Below are 23,224 nucleotides of genomic sequence, written 5' to 3' on the forward strand. Positions count from 1 at the left end.
CGGCATTCGATCGTTATCGAGGTTTGTCTCATTCGTCACAGGGGTAACTCTTGTAACAGCCCCCATGGGGTAGCGCGACCCGAAACGACGATGAAAGAGATGAATGGAACAGCGGAATGAACACAGTCCTGTACATCAGCGCCGACGGCGCCGTTCATGAAACCCGTGCCTACAGCAAGGCCGACATCGATCAACTCGTCCACGACAAGGGCTTGCACTGCTTGACCAGCTCCGACCGGCAGTTCGACTTCTGGTTCAGTCCCGCGGCGCGGGGGTGCCAGCGCAGCGCCAACCTGCGGGCGACTGAATTCCTCTTGGCAACAACGAGTTTCACGGCGAAGTCGGTGCCACTGCTGCGCGGCGCCGTCGTGGTGGCCACCCATGATGCCGACGGTGACCTCGACGGATTGAGCTGGCAGCAACTGGACCTCTTGGCCGGACGGCACCGCTCGCTCACCCGAGCCGACGAGCGAGTTCTCTGCCGACGGTCGATGCGTGACGACCGCCGTCAACGGCGCGCCGCCCCAGCCGCCCAGCCCGCTCTCGTGAGCTGCGCGCGACCACGCGTCCCCGCCCGTCGCTGACCGCGGGGGATCGGCCAGGCGAGCTGAACAACCTCTCGCGAGAGGGGCGCTCCGCCACGACGACTCGGCCCCGAGTTTCTGCAGACGCCGATTTGGTGACAGTGGTGCCTGCGGGGCGTAAGTTCGACGCTGAGCCGGGGTCGGGGATGGTCCCAGGGAGGCCTGCAATCGTGGGCAGAATTCGTCGTTTGGTAGCTGCCAGCGCAGCGGCGTGCGTGCCGGTCGCCTTCGTGACGGTGGTTGCGCCGGTCGTGGGCAACGCTGCGGAATGTGGTGTCGGAACCGTATTCGATCCGCCGACCAACACCTGTGTGGTGGCACCAGTTCCGCCACCGCCACCACCCCCGCCACCACCACCGCCGCCGCCACCACCACCGTGGAACGGCGATCCCACGCCGGGTTTCTCGATCGGTATCTGCGCACCGATTCCGTTCGTGTCGCTGTGCACCGGCATCTGAGCCGGCCTCGGGATGCAGCTGGACAGGCTGCGTTGGTACTGGTAGCGGCCCTTGAAGGGGCGCGATAAGGCGCGCCGGCGCAGCTACACCTCCACGCCGTCGTCGACTGGACGATGCCGGACTGCGGCCGTGCCGAAAGAAGACCGCACAGGGCGCCCGCCGCTCGCCGTTCACCACGGCTCTGCCTGTGGCCCTGAGGGCCGCGCACTGCACTGTGCCGACGACGGCGTGACAGCGCCGGCGGGCAGAGGTCAACGCCGATGGCGCAGCAAACATGACATGCGGGTAGCCATCGTGGCGGCCGGGATGATGAATGCATGTCATCGGTAGCCAGCGTGTGAGCCGAGACCATTGCGCGCGGCCCGGCCTCCGCAGTCGCCGGGATGGAGAGCCACCTGCGCGAGAACGCCCAGCCACAGGGCGGCATGTCCCCGGCGAGCCGACGGACGGAGCCCTCCGATGTTCGTCATGGGCTCGCTGACGGGGCCGGTTCGAGGGGTTATTGACGCGAACGCCGACCGGCTCGCCCAAAACGAGGCGGGCGGCAAATCCAGCAAATAGAGTCTCCGCAGAGGACGACCGCATCGGGTGTCCGGTTCGCAAGGGGGCGACATGGGGGAATCAAGAGCCGCGACGAGTACGGCCGGGTACGCGCGCTACGTCGGACGGGTCGGCGGACTGGCGTTCGCCCTGGGGGTCGGCGCGGCGATCCTCACTGGGACGGCGGTGGCCTCCGCGGACACGTCCGAGTCGTCGACGGGCGCCGGCGCGACATCGTCGACGAGCGCGTCGTCTGCGAGCGCCTCGTCACCCTCGACGGGGTCGGACGACACCACCGAGCCCGCGTCATCACGGGAAACCGAGGACGCCGCATCCGACGACACCACGGTCACGGAGACGGAGACTGACGCCGATACCGAGGTCGACGGCGACACCGACTCCGACACCTCCGACGGGGACGCGGCACCGCAGGAGGACGTCGATGATGACGTCGCGGTCGCCGAACGCAAACGGTCGCACCGCTTTTCAGCCGCATCGGCAGACAGCACGGCCGAAGCGCCGGCCACCGCATCGGCGGATAGCACGGCCGACACCCCGGCCGCCGCGGCCGAGTCCGGCAGCAAGTTCTTCGAGAACGTGACGCCGACGCTCTCCCACGACGCGTCGCAGGACACCGCCGTGGGCGCCACGATCGTCGGCAACCTGAACCCCGTCGACCCCGACTCGACAAAGCTCACCTACCGGGCCACCAGACCCGCCCACGGAACGGTCAAGGTCAACTCCGACGGCACCTTCATCTACACACCCAGTGCGACGTACCCCGGCCAGGACAGCTTCAAGGTGACGGTCAGCGACATCCGCAGCGGCTTCCACTTCCACGGCGGCGAGGGACTGCTCAGCCTGTTCACGTTCGGCCTGCTCGGCAACAGCGGCCACAAGACAACCGAGACCGTGTTCCTCGGATTGGACCGGACGGTCGTCGCGTCCGGTCTGTACCAACCGGTGGACTTCAGGTTCCTGCCCGACGGACGCATCGTCGTCGCCGAGAAGACCGGCGCGATCAAGATCATCGAGAACGGCACCGTCCTCGATGAACCCCTGATCACGCTGTCGGTCAACAACGCCTTCGAGCGCGGCATCAGTGGTATCACCCTCGACCCGCAGTTCAGCCAGAACGGATACCTGTACGTCGCCTACACCACGGCGGCGATCCACGACCGGCTGTCGCGGCTGACCGTCGTCGGAGACTCGGCCGCCCCGGAGTCGGAGATGGTGCTCTTCGAGACCTCCGAAACGGTGGCGACGTTCCACCGCGGCGGCGGGCTGGCGTTCGGTCCGGACGGAAAGCTGTACTGGGGCAAGGGCGACGACCTCGTCGCGGCGAACGGGCAGAACCTGACGAACATCTTCGGCAAGATCCTCAGGATCAACCCCGACGGCACCGTCCCGGACGACAATCCCGATTTCGGGCCGGGCGCGCATCCGCTGATCTGGGCCTACGGGCTACGCAATCCGTTCCGGATGTCGTTCACTCCGGACGGCAAGTTGCTGGTCGCCGACGTCGGCCAGTCGCTGTTCGAGGAGCTGAACCTGGTGACGGCGGGCGGCAACTATGGTTGGTCCGACTCCGAGGGCCTCTGCACGAGCGACTGCGCGGGCAAGATCGATCCGATCTACACCTACCCCCGCGGCTCCGGCGCGGCCATCACGGCGGGGCTGTTCTTCACGAGCGACCAGCTCGGGGCGGGTTATCAGAACAAGGTGTTCATCGCCGACGAGGTTCAGGGCTGGATCAAGGTCCTCACGTGCAGCCCCGATCTCACGACGTGCGGCGACCCGCAGATGTTCGACCCGAATGCCGGCCCGACCGTGGTGCTGGCCCAGGGACCCGACGGCAACCTGTACCAACTGGTGTATGACTTCGACGACCTCGGCAAGCTGGTGCGGTTCGCGCCTGCAGGAGGCCCGGCGGCGGGGGAGACGTCTGCCGCCATGATCGCGGCGTTGTGATCGCCGCTTGAAAGCCTCCGGTTCGGGTCACAGTCGGTGCGTCTCCCTGGCCACCGCTGCTTGTTCGAAGTAGTCCGGCCGGCGTCGCGCCATACGTCGCCCGCGCGCCCGTCGTTCGGCGCGGCTCGTCCACCAGCTGTGCAGCGCGCCGACCCGACGAGCGCCCACTGTCGAACCGGCCACGGCGCTGCTGAGCAGCACTTCGGCGACACTGATGAACACCGGCTCGGCGGGGGTTGCCGCGGTGTCGGGCGGGCAGGCAGGCCTGGACAGGGTTTCGGTGTGTTCGTTCATGTCCACCAGCGTCTTGCACACCGCCTGCGCGGGCTTGGAGTTCACGTGGAGATCGTGTGGAGAACTTGGAACGAGCCCGTCGTTCACCGCGGGCCTGTGCGGACCAGCCGTCCTCGGGGCGCTCCTCGGAGTCGTCGAGCGCGACCGTGAGGAATGCGGTCATGTCCGAGACGCGCGCCGCCTGCTGCATGTTGTGGGTGACCACCACGATGGAGTTGTCCTGCTTGAGCTTTGAGCTCCAGCATGAGGTATACCCGACGATGGAACCCAAATATGAGGCCGAATAGGCGTTCGGCCTGGGTAAATCGCCTTACCAGGCGATTCAGTGGAGCGGGCGACGGGAATCGAACCCGCGTAGCTAGTTTGGAAGACTAGGGCTCTACCATTGAGCTACGCCCGCATGTGCTGCACAAGCTGACAGTACTGGCAGACTGTACCGGCCCCGCGCAACTCAAATCCAATTGAGGGCGTTGCGTGGCCAGGCCGTAGTATCGCCGGTGGTCCGGCGCTGTGCGTGCGCGCACGCAGCGACGACCGGGGTGTAGCGCAGCTTGGTAGCGCATCCGCTTTGGGAGCGGAAGGCCGCAGGTTCAAATCCTGTCACCCCGACCAGTACCACCCCACGAACATATAGAGGAGTACGAACGTGAAGAGCACCGTCGAGAAGTTGAGCCCGACCCGGGTTCGCATCAACGTGGAGGTGCCCTTCACCGAACTCGAGCCCGAGATCGACAAGGCGTTCAAGCAGCTGGCCAAGCAGATCCGGCTGCCCGGCTTCCGTCCCGGCAAGGCGCCCCGCAAGCTCCTCGAGGCCCGCGTCGGCCGTGGCGCGGTGCTCGAGCAGGTCGTCAACGACGCGCTGCCCGGCCGCTACAGCGAAGCCGTCACCGCCGAGTCGCTGCAGCCGATCGGGCAGCCCGAGATCGAGATCACCAAGCTCGAGGACAACGAGGAACTCGTCTTCACCGCCGAGGTCGACATCCGCCCCGAGATCGACCTGCCCGATCTCGCAACCCTGAAGATCACCGTCGACCCGATCAGCGTCAGCGACGAAGATGTCGCCACCGAGCTGGAGAACCTGCAGAAGCGGTTCGGCACCCTCACCGGTGTCGAGCGCGCCGCGGAAGACGGCGATTTCGTGTCCATCGACCTGTCGGCCACCGTCGACGGCGAGGACGTCCCCGAAGCCAACACCGAGGGCCTGTCCCACGAGCTCGGCTCGGGGCAGCTGATCGAGGGCCTCGACGAGGCCATCACCGGTCTCAAGGAGGACGAGAGCCGCGTCTTCACGACCACGCTGGTCGCCGGTGACCACGCCGGCCAGGAGGCGCAGGTCACCGTCACCGTCAAGTCGATCAAGGTGCGCGAGCTGCCCGAGCTGGACGACGACTTCGCCCAGCTGGCAAGCGAATTCGACACCATCGAGGAACTGCGAAACAGTCTCAGCGAGCAGGTGGCCCGGACCAAGCGCGTTCAGCAGGCCGAGCAGATCCGCGACAAGGCGATCGAGGAGTTACTCGAGCAGGTCGAGGTCCCGCTGCCCGAGAAGGTGGTGCAGGCACAGGTCGACGACACGCTGCACAACGCGATCCACGGGATCGACCACGACGAGTCGAAGTTCGAGGATGCGCTCAAGGAGCAGGGCAGCAGCCGCGAGGAGTTCGACGCCGACAACCGCACCAACGCGGAGAAGGCCATCAAGACCCAGCTCCTGATGGACGCCATCGCCGACAAGCTCGATGTCCAGGTCGGTCAGAACGACCTGACCGAGCGGCTGGTGCTGATGTCCCGTCAGTATGGTCTGGAGCCCCAGCAGCTGCTGCAGATGCTGCAACAGAACAACCAGTTGCCTGCCATGTTCGCCGACGTGCGTCGCGGCCTGACCGTCGCCGCGGTGGTTCACGGTGCGACCGTCGTCGACACCGACGGCAACGAGATCGACACCACCGAGTTCTTCGGCCCCGCGGGTGAGCAGGCCGAGGCCGCCGAGGACGCCGACGTGGCCGAGGCCGAGGACGCCGCGGACGCCGCGGACGAAGCCGTCAGCGCCGAAGACGCCGAGGCCGAAGACGACACCGAAGACGACGACGCCGCCGACACGAAGTGACGCTCTGAGCGAACGGGCACCGTCTGGGGACTCCCCGGCGGCGCGCGTTGGTTAGTGTCATTCGTAAGACGGTCACCGCGTCGGAAGTACATAAAGAAAGCAGGTATTCAGTCGTGACTGAAATGCGTGGCGCCTCATCGGGCCTCAATCTTGTCGACTCGGTGTATGAGCGATTGCTGTCCGAGCGGATCATCTTCCTGGGTTCCCAGGTCGACGACGACATCGCCAACAGGCTGTGCGCCCAGATCCTCCTGCTGTCGGCCGAGGATCCCACCCAGGACATCCACCTCTACATCAACTCGCCCGGCGGCTCGATCAGCGCCGGCATGGCGATCTACGACACCATGGTTCTCGCCCCGTGCGACGTGGCGACCTACGCGATGGGCATGGCCGCCTCGATGGGCGAGTTCCTGCTGGCCGCAGGCACCAAGGGCAAGCGCTACGCGCTGCCGCACGCCCGCATCCTGATGCACCAGCCGCTCGGCGGCATCACCGGCGGGGCTGCCGACATCGCCATCCAGGCCGAGCAGTTCGCGGTCATCAAGAAGGAGATGTTCCGCCTCAACGCGGAGTTCACCGGTCAGACCATCGAGCGCATCGAGGCCGACTCCGACCGTGACCGCTGGTTCACGGCGCAGGAAGCCCTCGAGTACGGCTTCGTCGACCACATCATCACCCACGCCAATTTCAACGGGAGTGCCTCATGATCCAGCCTCAGGCGCGCTACATCCTTCCGTCGTTCATCGAGCACTCCAGCTTCGGCGTCAAGGAGTCCAACCCGTACAACAAGCTATTCGAGGAACGCATCATCTTCCTCGGCGTGCAGGTCGACGACGCGTCGGCGAACGACATCATGGCGCAGCTTCTGGTGCTGGAGTCGCTCGACCCGGACCGCGACATCACCATGTACATCAACTCGCCCGGCGGCTCCTTCACCAGCCTGATGGCGATCTACGACACCATGCAGTACGTCCGTGCCGACATCCAGACCGTCTGCCTGGGCCAGGCGGCCTCCGCCGCCGCGGTGCTGCTCGCCGCGGGAACGCCGGGCAAGCGTCTTGCGCTGCCCAACGCCCGCATCCTGATCCACCAGCCGTCGTTGGGCGGCGTCATCCAGGGCCAGTTCTCCGACCTGGAGATCCAGGCCGCGGAGATCGAGCGGATGCGCACCCTGATGGAAGAGACGCTGGCACGCCACACCGGCAAGGATGCCGCGCAGATCCGCAAGGACACCGACCGCGACAAGATCCTGACCGCCGAGCAGGCGAAGGACTACGGCATCATCGACACGGTGCTCGAGTACCGCAAGCTGTCGGCCCAGAAGGGCTGACCCGGCGCTTCTCGTTCGGGTCCGTCAGCCGTTGCTGTAGACCCGCGTCGGTGTGATGAGCACCGCGGTGCGTCGCTGCTCGCGCATGGTGCGGTCGTACTCGTCCCAATGGTCGTGCGTTCCGCCCGCCGCGGTGAAGATGTCGCGAAGCACCCGGCGCAGGGTGTCGTCGTCGAGCCAGGGCTGCGGATCGTCAGGGCCGGCCAGTTCGGCGCGCCCCTCGACGGTGGCCCACTGCCAGCCCTGCCGGAAGGTCACCGCGAGCTGGGGCCTGCCCCGCAGGTTGGCCAGCTTGACCCGGCCATAGGTGACGAAGCCCAGCGTCGGTCGGCCGGTCGCCGGGTGCGGCAGCGGCCCGGCGTTGATCACCGACGACTGGATCGTGTGGTCTGCACGCAGGGTGGACACCACGGCCAGGCCGTTGTCGTCCCTGGCCAGCGCGAAGGCGTCCTCGACGGTCGTGGTCATGTTCGGAGACTACGACAGCCGCCGGAGGGCAATGGCGCCGATCGGCGCTGACGGGGGCGTCAAACGTGGCAGGCTGTCACCCACAGCGAACGGTGACAGGGGGCAACCATGGTGGTCGGGATACGGCGCAGCGCTGCGATCGTCGCGCTCGCCGGTGCTGCGGTACTCGGGTTGGCCGCCCAGGGCGCCGCGCCCGCGGTCAGCCGCGCCGATGACGTGGTCTGCCCGGTCGGGATGTATTGGGACATCTATTCCTCACAATGTCTGTACTACGACGTCGACGTCTACCTCAATCCTCCCAATCCGATCGTCGGCCCCGTAGGTCCCGTCGGGGTCGGCGGAGTGGTCGGCCCGGTGGGTCCGGGTCCTGTCGGGCCGGGTCCGGTGGGTCCCGGGCCGATCGGCCCCGGTCGCCGGTAGGAGCGCGATGCGCGACGGCGCGTACCTTGGTTGCGGAGGGCTTCCGGAGCGGTAACGGCGACGACACGCCAGAGACACAGTGGTGCGTCCACGGCCAAACGGAACCCGACAGGCGATATGTTGACGCGAACACACAGCTAAATACCACGGGCGCTATTCGACTTATCGGTCGCACGGCCCCGGAACAAGCGGGTAGCGTCGGAGACATCGCCGCTGCGACCCAGCGAACCGATCGATCATCGACTGCCGACAGGAAGTAGGACCCCAGCACCATGGCACGCATTGGAGACGGCGGTGACCTGCTGAAGTGCTCGTTCTGCGGTAAGAGCCAGAAGCAGGTGAAGAAGCTCATCGCGGGTCCGGGCGTCTACATCTGCGACGAGTGCATCGACCTGTGCAACGAGATCATCGAGGAGGAGCTGGCCGACGCCGATGACGTGAAACTTGACGAGCTTCCCAAGCCCGCCGAGATTCGCGATTTCCTCGAGGGCTATGTGATCGGTCAGGACACGGCGAAGCGGACGCTGGCCGTCGCCGTCTACAACCATTACAAGCGGATTCAGGCGCAGGAGAAGATGCGTGATTCCCGCGCCGAGCCCGTCGAGTTGTCCAAGTCCAACATCCTGATGCTCGGCCCCACCGGCTGCGGCAAGACCTACCTCGCGCAGACGCTGGCGAAGATGCTGAACGTTCCGTTCGCGATCGCCGACGCGACGGCGCTGACGGAAGCCGGCTATGTCGGCGAGGACGTCGAGAACATTCTGCTCAAGCTGATCCAGGCCGCGGACTACGACGTCAAGCGCGCCGAGACGGGCATCATCTACATCGACGAGGTCGACAAGATCGCCCGTAAGAGCGAGAACCCGTCGATCACCCGCGACGTCTCCGGTGAGGGCGTGCAGCAGGCCCTGCTGAAGATCCTCGAGGGCACCCAGGCCTCGGTTCCCCCGCAGGGCGGCCGCAAGCATCCGCATCAGGAGTTCATCCAGATCGACACCACCAACGTGCTGTTCATCGTTGCCGGTGCGTTCGCGGGGCTGGAGAAGATCGTGTCCGACCGGGTCGGCAAGCGCGGTCTCGGCTTCGGCGCCGAGGTGCACTCGAAGGCCGAGATCGACACTCAGGACCACTTCGCCGAAGTGATGCCAGAGGACTTGATCAAGTTCGGGCTCATCCCCGAGTTCATCGGCCGTCTGCCCGTCGTGGCCTCGGTGACGAACCTGGACAAGGAGTCGCTGGTGCAGATCCTGTCGACTCCGAAGAACGCCCTGGTCAAGCAGTACACCCGCCTGTTCGAGATGGATGGCGTGGAACTGGAGTTCGACGAGGACGCACTCGAGGCGATCGCCGATCAAGCCATCCACCGCGGCACCGGTGCCCGTGGCCTGCGCGCCATCATGGAGGAAGTGCTGCTGCCGGTGATGTACGACATCCCCAGCCGTGACGACGTCGCCAAGGTGGTCGTCACCAAGGAGACGGTGGAAGACAACGTGCTGCCGACGATCGTGCCGCGCAAGCCGTCACGCACGGAGCGTCGCGACAAGAGCGCCTAGCATTTTCTGCAGGTCCGAGGCGAGATTGCGCTGACCGCTGCGCTACCGGCGTTCCGACGACCGTGGGCACAATTTCAGCGCACTCCTGCGCAGCAGTCGCAAGCCGTGGGCGGCCGAACGGGTCCGCGCACGCGCTCATCGAAGGCTCTTCCTCTTCGCGATGCCGCTGGCGGCGCGGCCGGAGCGCTCCTGGACCACCTCGTCGACGAGGGCCGCGATCTCGGCGACCCCGTCGCGGCGGGCGAAGGCCGCCTCCAGACTGCGGGCGTTGCGCAGGTAGCGGTCGTCGCTGCGGATCTGGTGGACGGCGGACACGACCGCAGCAGGCGACGGCGTACCGGTTCTCAGGTCGATTCCCGCGCCCGACCACGCCACCCGGGCAGCGACCTCCGGCTTGTCCTCGGTACCGCCCGCGACGACGACCGGTACCCCCGCCGCCAGAGCTCGCTGCACCCCGCCGTAACCGCCGTTGGACACCAGGACGTCGACCTTCGGGAGCAGCTGGTCGTGCGGAACGTATTCGGCGACGTGGGTGTTGGCCGGTATCGGGACGGTTATCTCGCCGACGTCGCGGCCGCCGGTGCTGACGACCACGGTGACTTCCGCGTGGGCGAGCGCCGTGATGGCGGGTTCGATCAGACGCGACAGGTCTCGGTTGTCGACCGTGCCCTGGGTGACGTGGACGACGGGGCGGCTGCCGTCGAGTTCCGCCCACCAGGGCGGCGGCACGAAACCGTCCGAGGATCGTGGGCGCACCAGCCCGACGAACCGCACCCCGGCGGGCAGATCGCTGCGCGGGTACTCGAAGCTCGGCACCGTCGGCACGATCAACCGGTCGGCCAGTGCTCCGACATCGAGCAGCGGTACCGGAAGGCGTTGTGCGCCCAGCGAGATCAGCATCTCGTCCGCGGTGCGCTGCGCGTTGCGCAGCAACACGCGCTGGGAGAGCGTTGTCAGGCCGCGGTGCAGCATCCGGCCTGCCGGGCCGGTGGCCGGTGGCAGTCCCAGACCGGTGGGGGCGGTGTCGCGGCTGGACAGCATCAGCGGGGTCGGGGTGTAGTACAGCACCGGTGGCAGATCAGCGCGGTCGCCGAGCAGCAGCGGCAGGATCCCGAAGAAGCCGTAGTCGACGATGATCGCGTCATAGTGCTGTTCGGACAGCGCTCTGCGGAGTTCGGCCGCCTGGTGGGGCAACGGTCGCAGGAACAGGCGGGTGATGGCCCGGCCGAGCGCATCGAGGCCGGACCTGGCCGCACGCTGGGCGGCGTCGAAGGGGGTGTCGTCGAAGTCGGCCGCCGGCGGCAGCGGATGGGGATGGGCTCCCGTCTCCCGGATCGACTCGGTGTGGATCGCACCCGTCATCACGGTGACCCGATTCCCGCGGCACACGAGATCCTCGGCGACAGCAAGCAACGGGGCGACGTGACCCGTCGGCGACAACACGGCGATGAGAACGGTGGCCATCAGCGTCGCCCCCGAACGTGTCCGAGTGTGGCGGTCCGCCGCTCGATCACCTCGTCGACCACCGCCGCGATCTCGGTGACACCGTCGTGTGTGGCATAGGCGCTCCGCAGTCGCCGGGCATTGTCGCGGAATGCCACGTTGCCCAGCACCTCCCGCACCGCCCGGCGCACCGCCGCGGCGGTCGGCGTTCCCGTCCGCAGATCGATTCCCGCCCCGAAGTACGCGACACGGGCCGCGACCTCCGGTTTGTCCTCGGTCCGGCCCGCCACCACGAGCGGCACCCCGTCGGACAGGGCCCGCTGAACGGCTCCGTCGAAGTTGATCCGCGCGATGCCCGATGTCTCGGCCCAGCGGGGAAGTTGCGCGTCGAACGCGGAGTCGTCGTAGTCGGCGCCGAGTGGCAGCGAGCGGGGGGCGGCGCCGACCGCGCGGATCCTGTCCGCATGCCGGGCGCTGGTGAGGAATGTAACGCGGTCACCGCGTGCCACGAGGCCACGCGCGACGTTCAGCAACGGCGAGATGTGTCCGATCGGAGGGCAGGAGGCGATGAGGATCTCTGGCATGCCTCGATGCTCGGCGACCAGGCGAGGTGCACGCTTGGAGGTTGTGTGGAGAAAACGTGGAGATTGCAGGTCACCCGGCGACCGGGCGTACCCGTTCCAGCATCGCCCGGTTGAACCTGGCCGGTTCGTCCACGAACGGCTCGTGGCCGGACTCCTCGAACCACACGAGTTCCTTCGACGGTGCGGTCAGGGCGTCGAAATAGGCCACGCTGGTCGCTGGCGGCACCCAGCGATCGTGGCGGCCGAGAAAGAAGAACACCGGCATCTGCAGTATGGGAGCGGCGGTCACGAGGTTCAGTTTCGAGACCTCCGTCCACATCGCGTCCATCGAGAACCGGAAGCCCCGCCACTGATTGGGCAAATCGAAGATCGATGATTCCTTTCGCCCAGCGCGATTCGGCCGTATTTCCACAGTGCCGCCGGGCGCAGCTGGCCGTCGAACCGCTGCAGCCAGGTGCGCTCCTTGAACACACTTGCGGCGGGGTACGGGGGCGGGCCGATCGCACGCAGGTCCTTCAGGGCCTTGCGGTGACCCAGGCGGGTGGCTCGGGCGAGGGCGTACTCATAGGACGCGGACTCGGCCGCCTGCCAGTCACCGATCTGGCCGCTACCGACGTAGGCGTCGACCTTGTGCGGAAATCGCTTGGCGTACAGCACGCCGAGGACGGAGCCCCACGAGTGGCCGAAGATCAGCACTGCGCTCTTGGCGAGCCGTGCGCATACCAAGTCGACGAGTTCATCGAGGTCGGCGACGAACTGCTCGACGGTCATGGACGATCGGGGGACCCCCGGCCGAACGATTTGCCCGCCCCGCGCTGGTCCCAGTAGACGACGGTGAAGTTCTTCTCCAGGTCGGCATTGAAATGACGCAACAGCCGGCTCTCGGAGAAGCCCGGCCCCCCGTGCAGATGAATCAGCGGTGGATTGGCGAGGTTCTCGCCGCGGATCATCACCCACTGATCGCTGCCACCCAGCCGGTGGTAGCCGGCCTCGGCGACGCTGTTCGGCAGGATCTCGCCGGTGGCCGACCGAAACGGCGGCGTGTTCCCGGCGCGTTTCATCGCCCGCTCAGTTCGTGACGCGGTCGGGCCGGGTGTAGATGTTCATCGAATCGCCCCGCAGGAACGCCACCAGCGTGAGGCCGGACTGGCTGGCCAGATCGACCGCCAGCGACGACGGCGCCGACACCGCGGCGAGGACCGGGATGCCTGCCATCACCGCTTTCTGGGTCAGCTCGAAGGACGCTCGTCCGCTCACCAGCAGCACGGTGCCGCTCAGCGGTATCCGGTGCTGTTCCAGCGCCCATCCGACGACCTTGTCGACGGCGTTGTGTCTGCCGATGTCCTCGCGGACCACCAGGACGGTGCCGTCCGTCGCGAACAACGCGGCGCCGTGGAGTCCACCGGTTGCGGCGAAGACCTTCTGCCCGTCGCGCAGCTTGTCCGGTAGCACGGACAGAATCTCGGCGCCGACCGTCGACGGGTCGTCGCCAGGGCAGTGCTTGCTGATCAGCCTGACCGCCTCCAGCGACGCCTTCCCGCATACACCGCACGACGACGTCGTGTAGAAGTTGCGGGTGGGATCCACATCCGGCGCCGGCACATCGGGCGCCAGCGTCACGTCGAGCACGTTGTAGGTGTTCTGGGTGAGGCCCGAGCCGTCTTGTTCAGCGCCGCGGCAGTACCGCACCGACAGGATGTCGGAGCGCCGGGCGATGACCCCTTCGGTGAGCAGAAAACCTTGGGCCAGTTCGACATCCGAGCCGGGCGTACGCATGGTGACGGTCAGCGGCGTGCCGTTGACGCGGATCTCCAGCGGCTCCTCGACGACCAGGGTCTCGGGCCGGGCGACCGCGTCGTCGGCGGTGACGTGGTGGACGCGGCGGCGTGTGGTCACTCGTCCCATGACGCTCCGCTCACCAGATCCTCCGGGGCGCTCGCCGGCTCGAGCCGGATGACGACCGCCTTCGACACCGGGGTGTTCGACCTGGCGGCGACGTGGTCGAGGGGAACCAGCGCGTTCGTCTCCGGGTAGTAGGCCGCGGCATTGCCGACCGGCGTGGAGTACGGCACCACCCTGAAGTCCTTGGCGCGGCGTTCCTGCATCCCATCGCCGGCAGGGAACTCCGACACCAGGTCGACCCGGTCGCCCGCGGTGAGGCCGAACGACGCGATGTCGGCCGGGTTCACGAACACCACCCGCCGACCGCCCTCCACGCCGCGATAGCGGTCGCTGAGACCGTAGATGGTGGTGTTGTACTGGTCGTGGCTGCGCAGTGTCTGCAGGACCAGCCGGCCGGGCGGAACGGGCACCCATTCGAGCGGGTTGACCGCGAAGTTGGCTTTGCCTGTGCGGGTGGGGAATTCGCGGGAGTCGCGGGGGCCGTGCGGCAGCTGGAAGCCGTCGGGCGCGCGCACCTTGACGTTGTAGTCGGCGCACCCGGGCACCACCGCGGCGATCGCGTCGCGGATCGTGTCGTAGTCGTCGTTGAACCGCTCCCAGGGCACCGGGTGGCCGGGGCCAAGCAGTTCACGGGCCAGTTGGCAGACGATCGCGACCTCACTGCGCACCTGATCTCCCGGCGCGTGCAGGCTGCCTCGGGACAGATGCACCATTGACATCGAATCCTCCACGGAGACCTGTTGTTTCACGCCCCGCTGGACGTCGCGGTCGGTACGGCCCAGGGACGGCAGGATGAGCGCGGTGCGGCCGTGCACGATGTGGCTGCGATTCAGCTTGGTGGACACCTGCACGGTCAGCGCACAGGAGCGCAGTGCGGCCTCGGTGACCTCGGTGTCCGGTGTCGCGAGCGCGAAGTTGCCACCCATCGCCATGAACACCTTGGCGTCGCCGTCACGCATGGCGCGGATCGCGGCGACGGTGTCGAGTCCGTGCTTGCGCGGGCTGGTGATGCCGAAGTGCGTGTCCAACGAGGCGAGGAACGTCTCCGGCATCTTCTCCCAGATGCCCATCGTGCGGTCACCTTGCACGTTGGAATGTCCACGCACCGGGCACAATCCGGCTCCCGGCTTGCCGATCATGCCGCGCATCAGCAGGACGTTGGTGATCTCGGAGATCATCGGTACCGCGTGCCGGTGCTGGGTGAGGCCCATCGCCCAGCACGCCACCGTCCGCTGCGATTCGGCGAACATCGCGGCCACCCGGTCCAGTTGGGCACGGTCGATTCCGGTGGCCTCGAGCACGGTGTCGAGGTTCACCGCGCGGGCCTGAGCCTCGTATTCGGCGAAACCGGCGCAGTGCGTGTCGATGAAGTCGCGGTCGAGCACGCTGCCCGGCCGCCGATCGTCGGCCTCCAGCAGCAGGCGGGCCACGCCGGCGAACAACGCCATGTCGCCGCCGAGCCGGATCTGGACGAACTCATCGGCGATCGCGACGCCGTGCCCCACCACGCCGTGAACCTTCTGTGGGTCCTTGAACCGGATGAGGCCGGCCTCCGGCAGCGGGTTGACGGCGATGATCTTGGCGCCGTTGGCCTTCGCCTTCTCCAGCACCGACAGCATCCGCGGATGGTTGGTTCCCGGGTTCTGGCCGGCGATGACGATCAGGTCGGCTCCCGCGACGTCCTCGACGCTCACCGAGCCCTTGCCGATGCCGATCGACTCGATCAGCGAGGCGCCCGAGGACTCGTGGCACATGTTCGAGCAGTCCGGCAGGTTGTTGGTGCCGAAGCTCCGCACCAGCAACTGATAGAGGAAGGCGGCCTCGTTGCTGGTCCTGCCGGAGGTGTAGAACACCGCCTGATCCGGGTCGTCCAGCGCGCGTAGTTCGTCGGCGATCAAGCGGTACGCCTCCGACCACCCGATCTCTCGGTAGTGGTCGTCGCCGGGCCGCAGCACCATCGGGTGGGTGAGCCGACCCTGCTGGCTCAGCCAGTACTCCGGGCGGCCTTCGAGGTCGGCGATCGGGTGCCGAGCGAAGAACTCGGGTGTGACGACGCGTTTTGTCCTCTTCCGCGACCGCCTTGGCGCCGTTCTCGCAGAACTCGGCGAACTTGCGACCGCCGGGTTCCTCCGGCCAGGCGCAACCGGGGCAGTCGAAGCCCTTGCGTTGATTGAGCCGCACCAGGGAGGCCGCGGTCCGCAGGGGGCCCATCGACTTCAACCCGCGCTGCAGTGACACCAGCACGGCCTTGACTCCGGCGGCCTCGCGTTCTCCGTCGGTGACCACCACCGCGTGCTCGTCGTAGTCCGCCCCGATGTCGCGGGTGACACCGCGACCCCTGCGCAGCCGAAGACCCATGAACCCAGCCTAGGCCGCCGCGCAAAGGCCCCTTGCTCCGTGGTGGCCAGACGGACGGGGTCACGCCGATTCGGCAAACGCATTCTGCCGGTGACGGGAGCGTAACAAGTTCGCCATCGACCGTTCCTAGTGTTGGCCGGTCAACGGTCCGTCAAGCAACCGGCGGGCACCAGCAGTGATAGGAACTCCATTGAGCGGAAACGCGGTACGCCTGCAGGCGATCAACAACGTCGAGGCGTACGTGCCGCCGGCGATCAGTTTCGACCCCACCGAGGCGCCCGGCGAGGTGTTCGGTTCGAACGTCTTCACCAAGGCCGAGATGCAGTTGCGGCTGCCCAAATCGGTGTACAAGTCCGTCGTCGCGACGATCGAGAAGGGCGCCAAGCTGGACCCGGCCGTCGCCGACGCCGTCGCCTCGGTGATGAAGGACTGGGCGCTGTCGAAGGGCGCGACGCACTACGCGCACGTCTTCTACCCGATGACGGGGCTGACCGCCGAGAAGCACGACAGCTTCCTGGAGCCGGTGTCCGACGGTCAGACGCTGGCCGAGTTCGCGGGCAAGACGCTGATCCAGGGTGAGCCCGACGCGTCGAGCTTCCCGTCCGGCGGTCTGCGCAGCACCTTCGAGGCCCGCGGCTACACCGGCTGGGACGTCACCAGTCCCGCCTACATCCTGGAGAACCCGAACGGCAACACGCTGTGCATCCCGACGGTGTTCGTGTCGATGACCGGCGAGGCACTCGACTTCAAGACACCGCTGCTGCGCAGCCAGCAGGCCATGGGCGCGCAAGCCGAGCGGATCCTGAAGCTGTTCGGCCACAAGGACTTCGACAACATCGTGTCGTTCTGCGGGCCCGAGCAGGAGTACTTCCTGATCGACCGGCACTTCTTCCTCGCCCGCCCGGACCTGATCAACGCCGGCCGCACGCTGTTCGGCACCAAGCCGCCCAAGGGCCAGGAATTCGACGACCACTACTTCGGTGCCATTCCCGAACGCGTACTGGGCTTCATGATGGACACCGAACGTGAGCTGTTCAAGCTCGGCATCCCGGCCAAGACCCGCCACAACGAGGTTGCGCCCGGGCAGTTCGAGATCGCGCCGATGTTCGAGCGGGCCAACATCGCCGCCGACCACCAGCAGTTGCTGATGACCACGTTCAAGACCATCGCCAAGAAGCACGGCATGGAGTGCCTGTTCCACGAGAAGCCGTTCGCCGGCGTCAACGGATCGGGCAAGCACGTCAATTTCTCGATGGGCAACGCGCAGTTCGGCAGCCTGCTGGTGCCCGGCGACACCCCGCACGAGAACGCCCAGTTCCTGGTGTTCTGTGCAGCGGTGATCCGGGCGGTGCACAAGTTCTCCGGGCTGCTGCGGGTGTCGGTGGCCTCGGCCACCAATGACCACCGCCTCGGTGCGAACGAAGCCCCGCCGGCGATCATCTCGATCTTCCTCGGCGATCAGCTGGCCGACGTGTTCGAGCAGATCGCCAAGGGTGCGGCCACATCGTCCAAGGGCAAGGGCACCATGATCATCGGCTGCGACACCCTTCCGGTGCTGCCGACAGATCCGGGCGACCGCAACCGCACCAGTCCGTTCGCGTTCACCGGCAACCGCTTCGAGTTCCGGGCACCGGGCTCCGGGCAGACCATCAACGTGCCCATGATCGTCCTCAACACGATCATGGCCGACGCCCTCGACTACATGGCCACGGTGCTGGAGGAGGCCGTCGCCGGCGGCGAGGACTTCGACATGGCGGTGCAGAAGCTGCTGACCGAGATCATCACGGAGCACGGTGCGGTGGTGTTCAACGGCGATGGCTACTCGGAGAATTGGCAGATCGAGGCCGCCGAGCGGGGGCTGCCGAACCTGAAGACGACACTGGACGCCATTCCGGAGCTGGTGAAGCCGGAGGCGATCGAGGTGTTCGAGAAGTACGGCGTCTTCAGCGCCCGTGAGCTGGAGAGCCGTGTCGAGGTGCGGTACGAGATGTACGCCCTGACCGTGGCGGTCGAGGCGAAGCTGACGCTGGAGGTGGGGTCGACGGTGATCCTGCCTGCGGCCATCCGCTACCAGACCGAGCTGGCTCAGAACGTCGCGACGCTGAAGGCGGCGGGTGTGGAGCCGGACATGACCATGTTGGCGGCGGTGTCGGCGCCGATCTCGGAGATGACGGGGGCTTTGACCGCCCTCAAGACGGCGGTGGCCGAGCATGGCGGTGATTCGGCCGCCGAGGAGGCCGCGCATGCGCAGAGCCTGTTGCCCCTGATGGACGCGGTGCGTGCTGCCGCCGACTCGCTCGAGGGCGTCGTCGCCGACGACCTGTGGCCGCTGCCTACCTACCAGGAGATGCTCTACATCCTCTGAGGGTGACGACTTCGCCGATGCAGGCGCCCTCGAATCACGGGGGCGCCTGCGTTGCCGTCACACAGCCAGACCAGGGTCATAAGTCCCTGCTGCTCCACAGCATCGCCGAATAGGTTGGGCGTATGACAGATCACGATCATCACGCCGTAGTGCTCAATGAACTGAGGCCGCAGCATCGCGCATTGCGGCAGATGATCCCGGAGGTCTACGACGGCTTCGGCGCGCTGAGCCGCGCCGCGTTGGGCGCTGGCGCACTCGAACCCAAGATCAAGGAACTGATCGCGATGGTGATCGGGGTGGTCCAGGGCTGCGACGGATGCATCGCCTCGCACGCGCGCGGCGCCGTCCGCGCGGGTGCCACCAAACAGGAGGCGGCCGAGGTCATCGGTGTCAGCATCATGATGAACGGCGGGCCGGCCACCATCTACGGCGCGCGCGCCTACGATGCTTTCTGTGAGTTCGCCGATGCCGGTCAGGGCCAGTCGACGTGACGGGCCCTGTCTCTGCCATGCGTACCGTCGAGGTCTTCGCCGACATCCTGTGTCCGTTCACCCACGTCGGTCTTCGGACACTGGTCGACCGGCGGGACCAGCACGGCCTCACCGAACCGCGCCTGCGAATCCGGGCATGGCCGCTCGAGCTGATCAACGGCAAGCCGCTCGACCCGCACCACATCGATGCGGAGGTCTCCGCGCTACGGGCGTCCGTGCGCCCCGACCTGTTCGCGGGCTTCTCGGTCGATGCCTTCCCAAAGACCTCGATGACCGCGTTCGCGCTGACGGCCGCGGCGGACCGCGCCGGCGATCCTGCGCTGGTCGAGGAGGTCGGCATCGCGCTTCGCAACGCAGTTTTCGAGGAGGGGCTCGATATCGGGCTGCCCGAGGTCGTCGCACCGCTCGCCGCGCGGTTCGACCTCGAACCCCTTGACGCCGAGGCCACGTCCGCCGCGGTCCGCGCCGACTGGGACGAGGGCCGCACCCGCGGGGTGACCGGCTCGCCGCATTTCTTCACCGATGACGGCGGAAGCTGGTTCTGTCCCAGCCTGGCCATCAGCCGCGACGACGTCGGGAACTTCGTCGTCGCCTGGAAGCAGGACACCGACGCGCTCGTCGACCGCCTCTTCGGCTGAGGCGGCCTGCCCGGCAGTGTCCCACCGCGCCCCGGATCAGAGGACGGTGCCGTCCGTACCGTCGTCGCGAATCACCGGTTGCCCGGCGTCCCGCCAGGCCTTCATGCCGCCGACGAGGTTGTAGACGGTGACCCCGGCGGCCGCGAGTTTCTTTGCCGCCGAACCAGATCTGTTGCCCGACCGGCAGACCGCGACGACCGGTGCACTGGTGTCGAAGGAGCGCGGGTCGAGGTCACCGAGTCGCACATGAATCGCGCCGGGAGCGTGGCCCGCCTTCCACTCGTCGTCCTCGCGTACGTCGAGCAGGATGGCGGCGGACTCGTCAACGAGTCCCGTCGCCCCGTTCGGATCGACTTCCAATACGTCCATCACGCCTTGCCTTTCACTCGGATGGCGGCCTCGACCTCGTCGGCGGGGATTTCCTTGGTACAGAAGAACCAGTCTTCGCACTTGACGCCCTCGGCGTGGCCGTCCATGCGTTCCTGGGCGGTGCCGCACGAGCCCGCAGGCGGAACGATGACGGGCTCTCCCGGGCGCCAGTCGGCGGGTGTGGCGACCGAGAAGTGGTCGGCGGTCTGCAGGGCCTTGATGACGCGAAGCAACTCGTCGAAGTTGCGGCCGAGGCTCAGCGGGTAGTAGATGACGGCGCGGATCTTGCCCTCGGGGTCGATGACGAAAACCGCACGCACCGCTTTGGTCGAGTCCTCGCCGGGCATGATCATCCCGTACATTTCGGCGATCTTCATCGAGATGTCCTCGATCAGCGGGAAGGTGACCTCGACGTTGGACATGTCGCGGAAGGCGATCTTGTCCTTGATGGTTCGCAGCCACGCGATGTGGCTGTAGAGCCCGTCGACCGACAGGCCGACCAGTTTGGTGTTGTAGGCGGCGAACTCCTGCTGCATCGAGGCGAAGGTCATGAATTCACTGGTGCAGACCGGCGTGAAGTCCGCGGGATGGGAGAAGAAGATGACCCACTTGCCGGCGTAGTCCGCGGGGAAGGTGATGTCACCCTGGGTCGTCACGGCGGTGAAGGCAGGCGCTGGGTCGCCGATGCGCGGCATGCCCGGCACGGTGGCCGTGGTGGGGGCGGGAATCTCGTTGGTAGTCATGGCAATCATTTCGCTTTCCTTATGGTGCTAGTTGAAATCTGTCGAGGGAGCGCCAGTCGCTGACTCACCCTGGGTCAGCGTCCCACGGTTCGGCGTGAAGAAGAATGTCGATCGCCTGGCGGTTGCCGTGTGGTCTGAGGAGGTGGGCGAGTTCGACGACCCGCATGCCCTGGCTTGCTCTCGCGAGATCGGCGGCGCCGGGCAGAAGCGCGGGATCGGCGGGGCCTCCGACCCCGTAGACGAAGTTCTCCGATGCGTGGCCGAGGTAGAGCAGATGCCCGCCGGGGCGTAGCCAGGTCCCCGCCGTGGTGATGACCCGGATCAGCTCGTCGAGCGGAAGGTGCAGGAAGCTGATCACCACCAGATCGGCAGGTCGCTCGGGCTGCCACTCACGAGCGTCGCCGACCGTGTACGAGATGCTCTCGCTGTCATCCGCACTACTGGCCAATTCGATCGCCACCGGCGAGAAGTCCACCGCTTCGACCTCCCAACCGGACGCGGCCAGGTACCGGGCGTTGCGCCCGTCTCCGCAGGCGAGATCGACGGCCCGCCCCGGACGCAGTGCCGCGTACCGCGACATCAGTGCGCCCGGCGGTGCCGAGCCCCAGGGGTGTTCCGCGCTGGCGTAGCGCTCATCCCATCCAGTCGAGTCCATCGCCCAGGCCCTTCAGGTTGCCCGCGTCGGCCGAGCTACGACAGTGTGAGGAAGAGCTTTTCGAGCTCGGCCTCGGTCATCGGTGCGTGATCGCCGTCGGGGGTTATGCCGGTGGCGCATTCCCGCATCCCGGTGGCGACGATCTTGAATCCGGCGCGGTCCAGGGCCTTTGACACCGCGGCGAGCTGTGTGACGACGTCCTTACAGTCGCGGCCCTGCTCGATCATCGAGATCACGCCGGCCAGTTGTCCCTGGGCGCGCCGCAACCGGTTCAGTACCGCAGAGGCGGCGATTGGATCACCGGCCATGTCGGGTCCTCCATTTCCGTGTGGGGTGTTTTGAGGTCTTTTCCGGCGCACAGCGTCAACCGGTCGCCGCCGAGGCGCGGGGGTGGCGACTGAGTCGGCGCCATGGGCAGAATCCGTTCCGGTTGCAGGCGACGTACAGTGCGCCGGCGATGGCGGTGAGTGCTGCTGCGGCGATTCCGACGGCTGGGTGGATTTCTTGGGCGAGGATGACGGAGGACATTGTGAGTACGAACCAGCCGAAGCCTTTGCGTAGNGCGGTGAGTGCTGCTGCGGCGATTCCGACGGCTGGGTGGATTTCTTGGGCGAGGATGACGGAGGACATTGTGAGTACGAACCAGCCGAAGCCTTTGCGTAGCGCGTCGGGGTTGACCATTGCGGTCAGGCGGGCGCCGATCAGTGCGCCGATGACGGCGGCGGCGGTGACGGCCAGTGCCACGCCCCAGTCGATCTGGACGCTGGCGAGGTATCCGCCGAGGCCGGCGAAGGATTTCATGGCGATGACGATCAGTGAGGTGCCGACGGCGATGGGCATGGGTAGTCCGCCGAGCAGGGCGAGGGCGGGGACGACGAGGAATCCGCCGCCGGCGCCGACGAGGCCGGTGACCAGGCCGACGACCAGGCCTTCGGCGATGATCTTGGGGATGGGTAGGTGGTGGTCGCCGGTGGTGGTGTCGAGGTTTTTGCGGCCGCGCAGCATGGCGATGGCGGTGGCGATCATCATGATGGCGAAGCCGATGAGCAGCACGGTGCCCGGGATGAATTGGGCCAGCAGGCCGCCGCCGTAGGCGCCGGCCATGCCTGCGGCGCCGAAGATCAGGCCGGTGCGCCATTGCACCCGGCCGGCGCGGGCGTGGGAGATGGCGCCGATGGCGCTGGTGACGCCGACGACGAGCAGTGAGGTGGCGATGGCCTGTTTGGCGTCCATGCCGGCGACGTAGGCGAGCAGGGGGACGGTCAGGATGGATCCGCCGCCGCCGAGCAGTCCGAGGGCGATGCCGACGAACACGGCCANCGCAACGGTCAACGCGATCATGATCGTCTACCTCGCTTTCGGATTCGCGGTGTTGGATTCGACGAGCTGGGACACGATGGTTTGGGCGTCACAGGTGGCGGTGCCGCGGTTGTAGGGCAGTTTGGCCAGCAGCATGCCCATCGCGCAGGTGTTGGAGACTGCGGCGAAGGTCAGTCCGCCGCCGACGCCTGCGGCCAGCCATTTGAGTTTGGGGGCGGCGACGCTGGCCAGGATGCTGGAGAGCACGATCGAGCCGGCGACCAGGCGGACCTGGCGTTCGAGGTCCCAGCGTTGGGCGCCGCGGTTGACCGCGAATCCTTTGGCTTCCCAGGCGGTGATCCCGCCGTCGAGGATGTGCACGTTGGTCAGCCCGGCGGTGCGCAGGGTTTCCTCGGCCTGTGCGGCGCGTTGCCCGGAGCGGCACACCAGCACGACGTCCTCGTCGAGGTGGGTGATGATCTCGTCGCGGTGTTCGCGCAGCAGGTCGAGGGGGACGTTGTAGGCGCCGGCGATGTGGGCGGTTTCGAACTCGCCCGGGGTGCGGACGTCGAGAACCCGCGGGGGTGCCGCCGAACCGAGGCGGTCGCGCAGGTCCTGCGAATCGATGGTGACAGGTGCAGTCATGGGAATG

Annotated in this window: 24 protein-coding genes, 2 tRNA genes and 3 pseudogenes; 12 read left to right on the top strand and 17 right to left on the bottom strand. The window is 67.0% G+C overall.

Annotated features, from left to right (window positions below; genetic code table 11):
* Positions 1-116 precede the first annotated feature (116 nt).
* From H7I57_RS11795 to H7I57_RS11805, 3 genes are all read left to right on the top strand, one after another.
* A complete protein-coding gene (locus H7I57_RS11795) occupies positions 117-584 on the top strand; it encodes a hypothetical protein (protein WP_264023683.1) in 468 nt (155 codons plus the stop codon).
* 188 nt (positions 585-772) lie between these two features.
* On the top strand, positions 773-1,042 hold the full coding sequence (locus tag H7I57_RS11800) for a hypothetical protein (RefSeq protein WP_264023684.1): 270 nt from the start codon (positions 773-775) through the stop codon (positions 1,040-1,042).
* Positions 1,043-1,654: 612 nt separating this feature from the next.
* On the top strand, positions 1,655-3,553 hold the full coding sequence (locus H7I57_RS11805; protein WP_264023685.1) for a PQQ-dependent sugar dehydrogenase: 1,899 nt from the start codon (positions 1,655-1,657) through the stop codon (positions 3,551-3,553).
* Positions 3,554-3,580: 27 nt separating this feature from the next.
* On the opposite strand, the gene H7I57_RS11810 is transcribed toward H7I57_RS11805, so the two are convergent.
* From H7I57_RS11810 to H7I57_RS11820, 3 genes and pseudogenes are all read right to left on the bottom strand, one after another.
* On the bottom strand, positions 3,581-3,892 hold the full coding sequence (locus H7I57_RS11810; protein ID WP_264023709.1) for a hypothetical protein: 312 nt from the start codon (positions 3,890-3,892) through the stop codon (positions 3,581-3,583).
* A 97-nt stretch (positions 3,893-3,989) separates the two neighbouring features.
* Positions 3,990-4,082, bottom strand: a pseudogene (pstB, locus tag H7I57_RS11815) (phosphate ABC transporter ATP-binding protein); the annotation flags it as partial.
* 91 nt (positions 4,083-4,173) lie between these two features.
* Positions 4,174-4,247 (bottom strand) — tRNA-Gly (locus H7I57_RS11820).
* A gap of 135 nt (positions 4,248-4,382) precedes the next feature.
* Between H7I57_RS11820 and H7I57_RS11825 the strand changes: the two genes are divergently transcribed.
* From H7I57_RS11825 to clpP2, 4 genes are all read left to right on the top strand, one after another.
* A tRNA-Pro gene (locus tag H7I57_RS11825) sits at positions 4,383-4,459 on the top strand.
* 34 nt (positions 4,460-4,493) lie between these two features.
* Positions 4,494-5,954: a trigger factor gene (gene tig, locus H7I57_RS11830; protein ID WP_264023686.1), complete on the top strand. Its 1,461-nt coding sequence runs from the start codon at positions 4,494-4,496 to the stop codon at positions 5,952-5,954.
* A gap of 59 nt (positions 5,955-6,013) precedes the next feature.
* Complete coding sequence (locus H7I57_RS11835) at positions 6,014-6,661, top strand: ATP-dependent Clp protease proteolytic subunit (RefSeq protein ID WP_264023706.1); 648 nt, start codon at positions 6,014-6,016, stop codon at positions 6,659-6,661.
* Positions 6,658-7,284 carry an ATP-dependent CLP protease proteolytic subunit ClpP2 gene (gene clpP2, locus H7I57_RS11840; protein ID WP_264023688.1) on the top strand — a complete coding sequence of 209 codons (627 nt, stop codon included), beginning with the start codon at positions 6,658-6,660 and terminating at the stop codon, positions 7,282-7,284. Before H7I57_RS11835 ends, clpP2 begins: the two co-directional genes overlap by 4 nt.
* Positions 7,285-7,308: 24 nt before the next feature.
* On the opposite strand, the gene H7I57_RS11845 is transcribed toward clpP2, so the two are convergent.
* Complete coding sequence (locus H7I57_RS11845) at positions 7,309-7,752, bottom strand: TIGR03618 family F420-dependent PPOX class oxidoreductase (RefSeq protein ID WP_264023689.1); 444 nt, start codon at positions 7,750-7,752, stop codon at positions 7,309-7,311.
* A gap of 108 nt (positions 7,753-7,860) precedes the next feature.
* Here H7I57_RS11845 and H7I57_RS11850 point away from each other — a divergent pair, with 108 nt between their 5' ends.
* Together H7I57_RS11850 and clpX are read left to right on the top strand one after the other, a co-directional pair.
* Positions 7,861-8,172 (top strand): hypothetical protein, encoded by a 312-nt coding sequence (locus H7I57_RS11850; RefSeq protein ID WP_264023690.1) that lies wholly within the window; start codon positions 7,861-7,863, stop codon positions 8,170-8,172.
* A 272-nt stretch (positions 8,173-8,444) separates the two neighbouring features.
* Positions 8,445-9,725: an ATP-dependent Clp protease ATP-binding subunit ClpX gene (gene clpX, locus H7I57_RS11855; protein ID WP_264023691.1), complete on the top strand. Its 1,281-nt coding sequence runs from the start codon at positions 8,445-8,447 to the stop codon at positions 9,723-9,725.
* A gap of 135 nt (positions 9,726-9,860) precedes the next feature.
* On the opposite strand, the gene H7I57_RS11860 is transcribed toward clpX, so the two are convergent.
* The 7 genes and pseudogenes from H7I57_RS11860 to H7I57_RS11890 form a co-directional block, all read right to left on the bottom strand.
* Positions 9,861-11,189, bottom strand: a complete 1,329-nt coding sequence (locus tag H7I57_RS11860; protein ID WP_264023692.1) for a nucleotide disphospho-sugar-binding domain-containing protein — start codon at positions 11,187-11,189, stop codon at positions 9,861-9,863.
* A pseudogene (locus H7I57_RS33970) lies at positions 11,189-11,500 on the bottom strand (glycosyltransferase); the annotation flags it as partial. The gene H7I57_RS11860 and the pseudogene H7I57_RS33970, both read right to left, overlap by 1 nt.
* A gap of 322 nt (positions 11,501-11,822) precedes the next feature.
* Positions 11,823-12,164 (bottom strand): alpha/beta fold hydrolase, encoded by a 342-nt coding sequence (locus H7I57_RS33735; RefSeq protein WP_372510197.1) that lies wholly within the window; start codon positions 12,162-12,164, stop codon positions 11,823-11,825.
* A complete protein-coding gene (locus tag H7I57_RS11875; RefSeq protein ID WP_264023695.1) occupies positions 12,047-12,523 on the bottom strand; it encodes an alpha/beta fold hydrolase in 477 nt (158 codons plus the stop codon). The genes H7I57_RS33735 and H7I57_RS11875 overlap by 118 nt, the downstream gene beginning before the upstream one ends.
* Positions 12,520-12,813, bottom strand: coding sequence for an alpha/beta hydrolase family protein (locus H7I57_RS11880; protein ID WP_264023696.1), 294 nt, complete (start codon positions 12,811-12,813; stop codon positions 12,520-12,522). Before H7I57_RS11880 ends, H7I57_RS11875 begins: the two co-directional genes overlap by 4 nt.
* 7 nt (positions 12,814-12,820) lie before the next feature.
* Positions 12,821-13,657 (bottom strand): formate dehydrogenase accessory sulfurtransferase FdhD, encoded by an 837-nt coding sequence (gene fdhD / locus H7I57_RS11885; RefSeq protein ID WP_264023697.1) that lies wholly within the window; start codon positions 13,655-13,657, stop codon positions 12,821-12,823.
* Positions 13,645-16,012 (bottom strand): annotated as a pseudogene (locus H7I57_RS11890) (FdhF/YdeP family oxidoreductase). The gene fdhD and the pseudogene H7I57_RS11890 overlap by 13 nt, the downstream one beginning before the upstream one ends.
* A 190-nt stretch (positions 16,013-16,202) precedes the next feature.
* Between H7I57_RS11890 and H7I57_RS11895 the strand changes: the two are divergent.
* From H7I57_RS11895 to H7I57_RS11905, 3 genes are all read left to right on the top strand, one after another.
* Positions 16,203-18,377: a glutamine synthetase III family protein gene (locus H7I57_RS11895; RefSeq protein WP_264023698.1), complete on the top strand. Its 2,175-nt coding sequence runs from the start codon at positions 16,203-16,205 to the stop codon at positions 18,375-18,377.
* A gap of 122 nt (positions 18,378-18,499) precedes the next feature.
* Positions 18,500-18,868 carry a carboxymuconolactone decarboxylase family protein gene (locus tag H7I57_RS11900; RefSeq protein WP_264023699.1) on the top strand — a complete coding sequence of 123 codons (369 nt, stop codon included), beginning with the start codon at positions 18,500-18,502 and terminating at the stop codon, positions 18,866-18,868.
* A gap of 17 nt (positions 18,869-18,885) precedes the next feature.
* Positions 18,886-19,506 (top strand): DsbA family oxidoreductase, encoded by a 621-nt coding sequence (locus H7I57_RS11905; RefSeq protein WP_264023700.1) that lies wholly within the window; start codon positions 18,886-18,888, stop codon positions 19,504-19,506.
* 36 nt (positions 19,507-19,542) lie between these two features.
* Here the strand turns inward: H7I57_RS11905 and H7I57_RS11910 are convergent, their stop codons facing one another.
* The 6 genes from H7I57_RS11910 to H7I57_RS11935 all read right to left on the bottom strand — a co-directional run bounded on the left by H7I57_RS11910 (position 19,543) and on the right by H7I57_RS11935 (position 23,217).
* Positions 19,543-19,875 carry a rhodanese-like domain-containing protein gene (locus H7I57_RS11910; protein WP_264023701.1) on the bottom strand — a complete coding sequence of 111 codons (333 nt, stop codon included), beginning with the start codon at positions 19,873-19,875 and terminating at the stop codon, positions 19,543-19,545.
* Positions 19,875-20,618, bottom strand: coding sequence for a peroxiredoxin (locus H7I57_RS11915; RefSeq protein WP_372510198.1), 744 nt, complete (start codon positions 20,616-20,618; stop codon positions 19,875-19,877). Before H7I57_RS11915 ends, H7I57_RS11910 begins: the two co-directional genes overlap by 1 nt.
* Positions 20,619-20,682: 64 nt before the next feature.
* A complete protein-coding gene (locus tag H7I57_RS11920; RefSeq protein ID WP_264023702.1) occupies positions 20,683-21,273 on the bottom strand; it encodes a class I SAM-dependent methyltransferase in 591 nt (196 codons plus the stop codon).
* Positions 21,274-21,308: 35 nt separating this feature from the next.
* Positions 21,309-21,581, bottom strand: coding sequence for a metal-sensitive transcriptional regulator (locus H7I57_RS11925; RefSeq protein WP_264023703.1), 273 nt, complete (start codon positions 21,579-21,581; stop codon positions 21,309-21,311).
* A gap of 55 nt (positions 21,582-21,636) precedes the next feature.
* Positions 21,637-22,614 (bottom strand): sulfite exporter TauE/SafE family protein, encoded by a 978-nt coding sequence (locus H7I57_RS11930; RefSeq protein ID WP_264023704.1) that lies wholly within the window; start codon positions 22,612-22,614, stop codon positions 21,637-21,639.
* Between the two features lie 6 nt (positions 22,615-22,620).
* A complete protein-coding gene (locus tag H7I57_RS11935) occupies positions 22,621-23,217 on the bottom strand; it encodes a rhodanese-like domain-containing protein (protein WP_264023708.1) in 597 nt (198 codons plus the stop codon).
* Between the last annotated feature and the right edge of the window lie 7 nt (positions 23,218-23,224).

The sequence above is a fragment of the Mycolicibacterium pyrenivorans genome, assembly GCF_025821625.1.
Lineage (GTDB): Bacteria > Actinomycetota > Actinomycetes > Mycobacteriales > Mycobacteriaceae > Mycobacterium > Mycobacterium pyrenivorans.

What these genes read in the sequence shown, in the direction of transcription:
- H7I57_RS11795 (WP_264023683.1), top strand. Translation starts at nt 117, where the DNA reads ATGAACACAGTCCTGTACATCAGCGCCGACGGCGCCGTTCATGAAACC.
- H7I57_RS11805 (WP_264023685.1), top strand. Translation starts at nt 1,655, where the DNA reads ATGGGGGAATCAAGAGCCGCGACGAGTACGGCCGGGTACGCGCGCTAC.
- clpP2 (WP_264023688.1), top strand. Translation starts at nt 6,658, where the DNA reads ATGATCCAGCCTCAGGCGCGCTACATCCTTCCGTCGTTCATCGAGCAC.
- H7I57_RS11845 (WP_264023689.1), bottom strand. Translation starts at nt 7,752, where the DNA reads ATGACCACGACCGTCGAGGACGCCTTCGCGCTGGCCAGGGACGACAAC.
- H7I57_RS11850 (WP_264023690.1), top strand. Translation starts at nt 7,861, where the DNA reads ATGGTGGTCGGGATACGGCGCAGCGCTGCGATCGTCGCGCTCGCCGGT.
- clpX (WP_264023691.1), top strand. Translation starts at nt 8,445, where the DNA reads ATGGCACGCATTGGAGACGGCGGTGACCTGCTGAAGTGCTCGTTCTGC.
- H7I57_RS11860 (WP_264023692.1), bottom strand. Translation starts at nt 11,189, where the DNA reads ATGGCCACCGTTCTCATCGCCGTGTTGTCGCCGACGGGTCACGTCGCC.
- H7I57_RS11875 (WP_264023695.1), bottom strand. Translation starts at nt 12,523, where the DNA reads ATGACCGTCGAGCAGTTCGTCGCCGACCTCGATGAACTCGTCGACTTG.
- H7I57_RS11880 (WP_264023696.1), bottom strand. Translation starts at nt 12,813, where the DNA reads ATGAAACGCGCCGGGAACACGCCGCCGTTTCGGTCGGCCACCGGCGAG.
- fdhD (WP_264023697.1), bottom strand. Translation starts at nt 13,657, where the DNA reads ATGGGACGAGTGACCACACGCCGCCGCGTCCACCACGTCACCGCCGAC.
- H7I57_RS11900 (WP_264023699.1), top strand. Translation starts at nt 18,500, where the DNA reads ATGACAGATCACGATCATCACGCCGTAGTGCTCAATGAACTGAGGCCG.
- H7I57_RS11905 (WP_264023700.1), top strand. Translation starts at nt 18,886, where the DNA reads ATGCGTACCGTCGAGGTCTTCGCCGACATCCTGTGTCCGTTCACCCAC.
- H7I57_RS11910 (WP_264023701.1), bottom strand. Translation starts at nt 19,875, where the DNA reads ATGGACGTATTGGAAGTCGATCCGAACGGGGCGACGGGACTCGTTGAC.
- H7I57_RS11915 (WP_372510198.1), bottom strand. Translation starts at nt 20,618, where the DNA reads ATGACTACCAACGAGATTCCCGCCCCCACCACGGCCACCGTGCCGGGC.
- H7I57_RS11920 (WP_264023702.1), bottom strand. Translation starts at nt 21,273, where the DNA reads ATGGACTCGACTGGATGGGATGAGCGCTACGCCAGCGCGGAACACCCC.
- H7I57_RS11925 (WP_264023703.1), bottom strand. Translation starts at nt 21,581, where the DNA reads ATGGCCGGTGATCCAATCGCCGCCTCTGCGGTACTGAACCGGTTGCGG.
- H7I57_RS11935 (WP_264023708.1), bottom strand. Translation starts at nt 23,217, where the DNA reads ATGACTGCACCTGTCACCATCGATTCGCAGGACCTGCGCGACCGCCTC.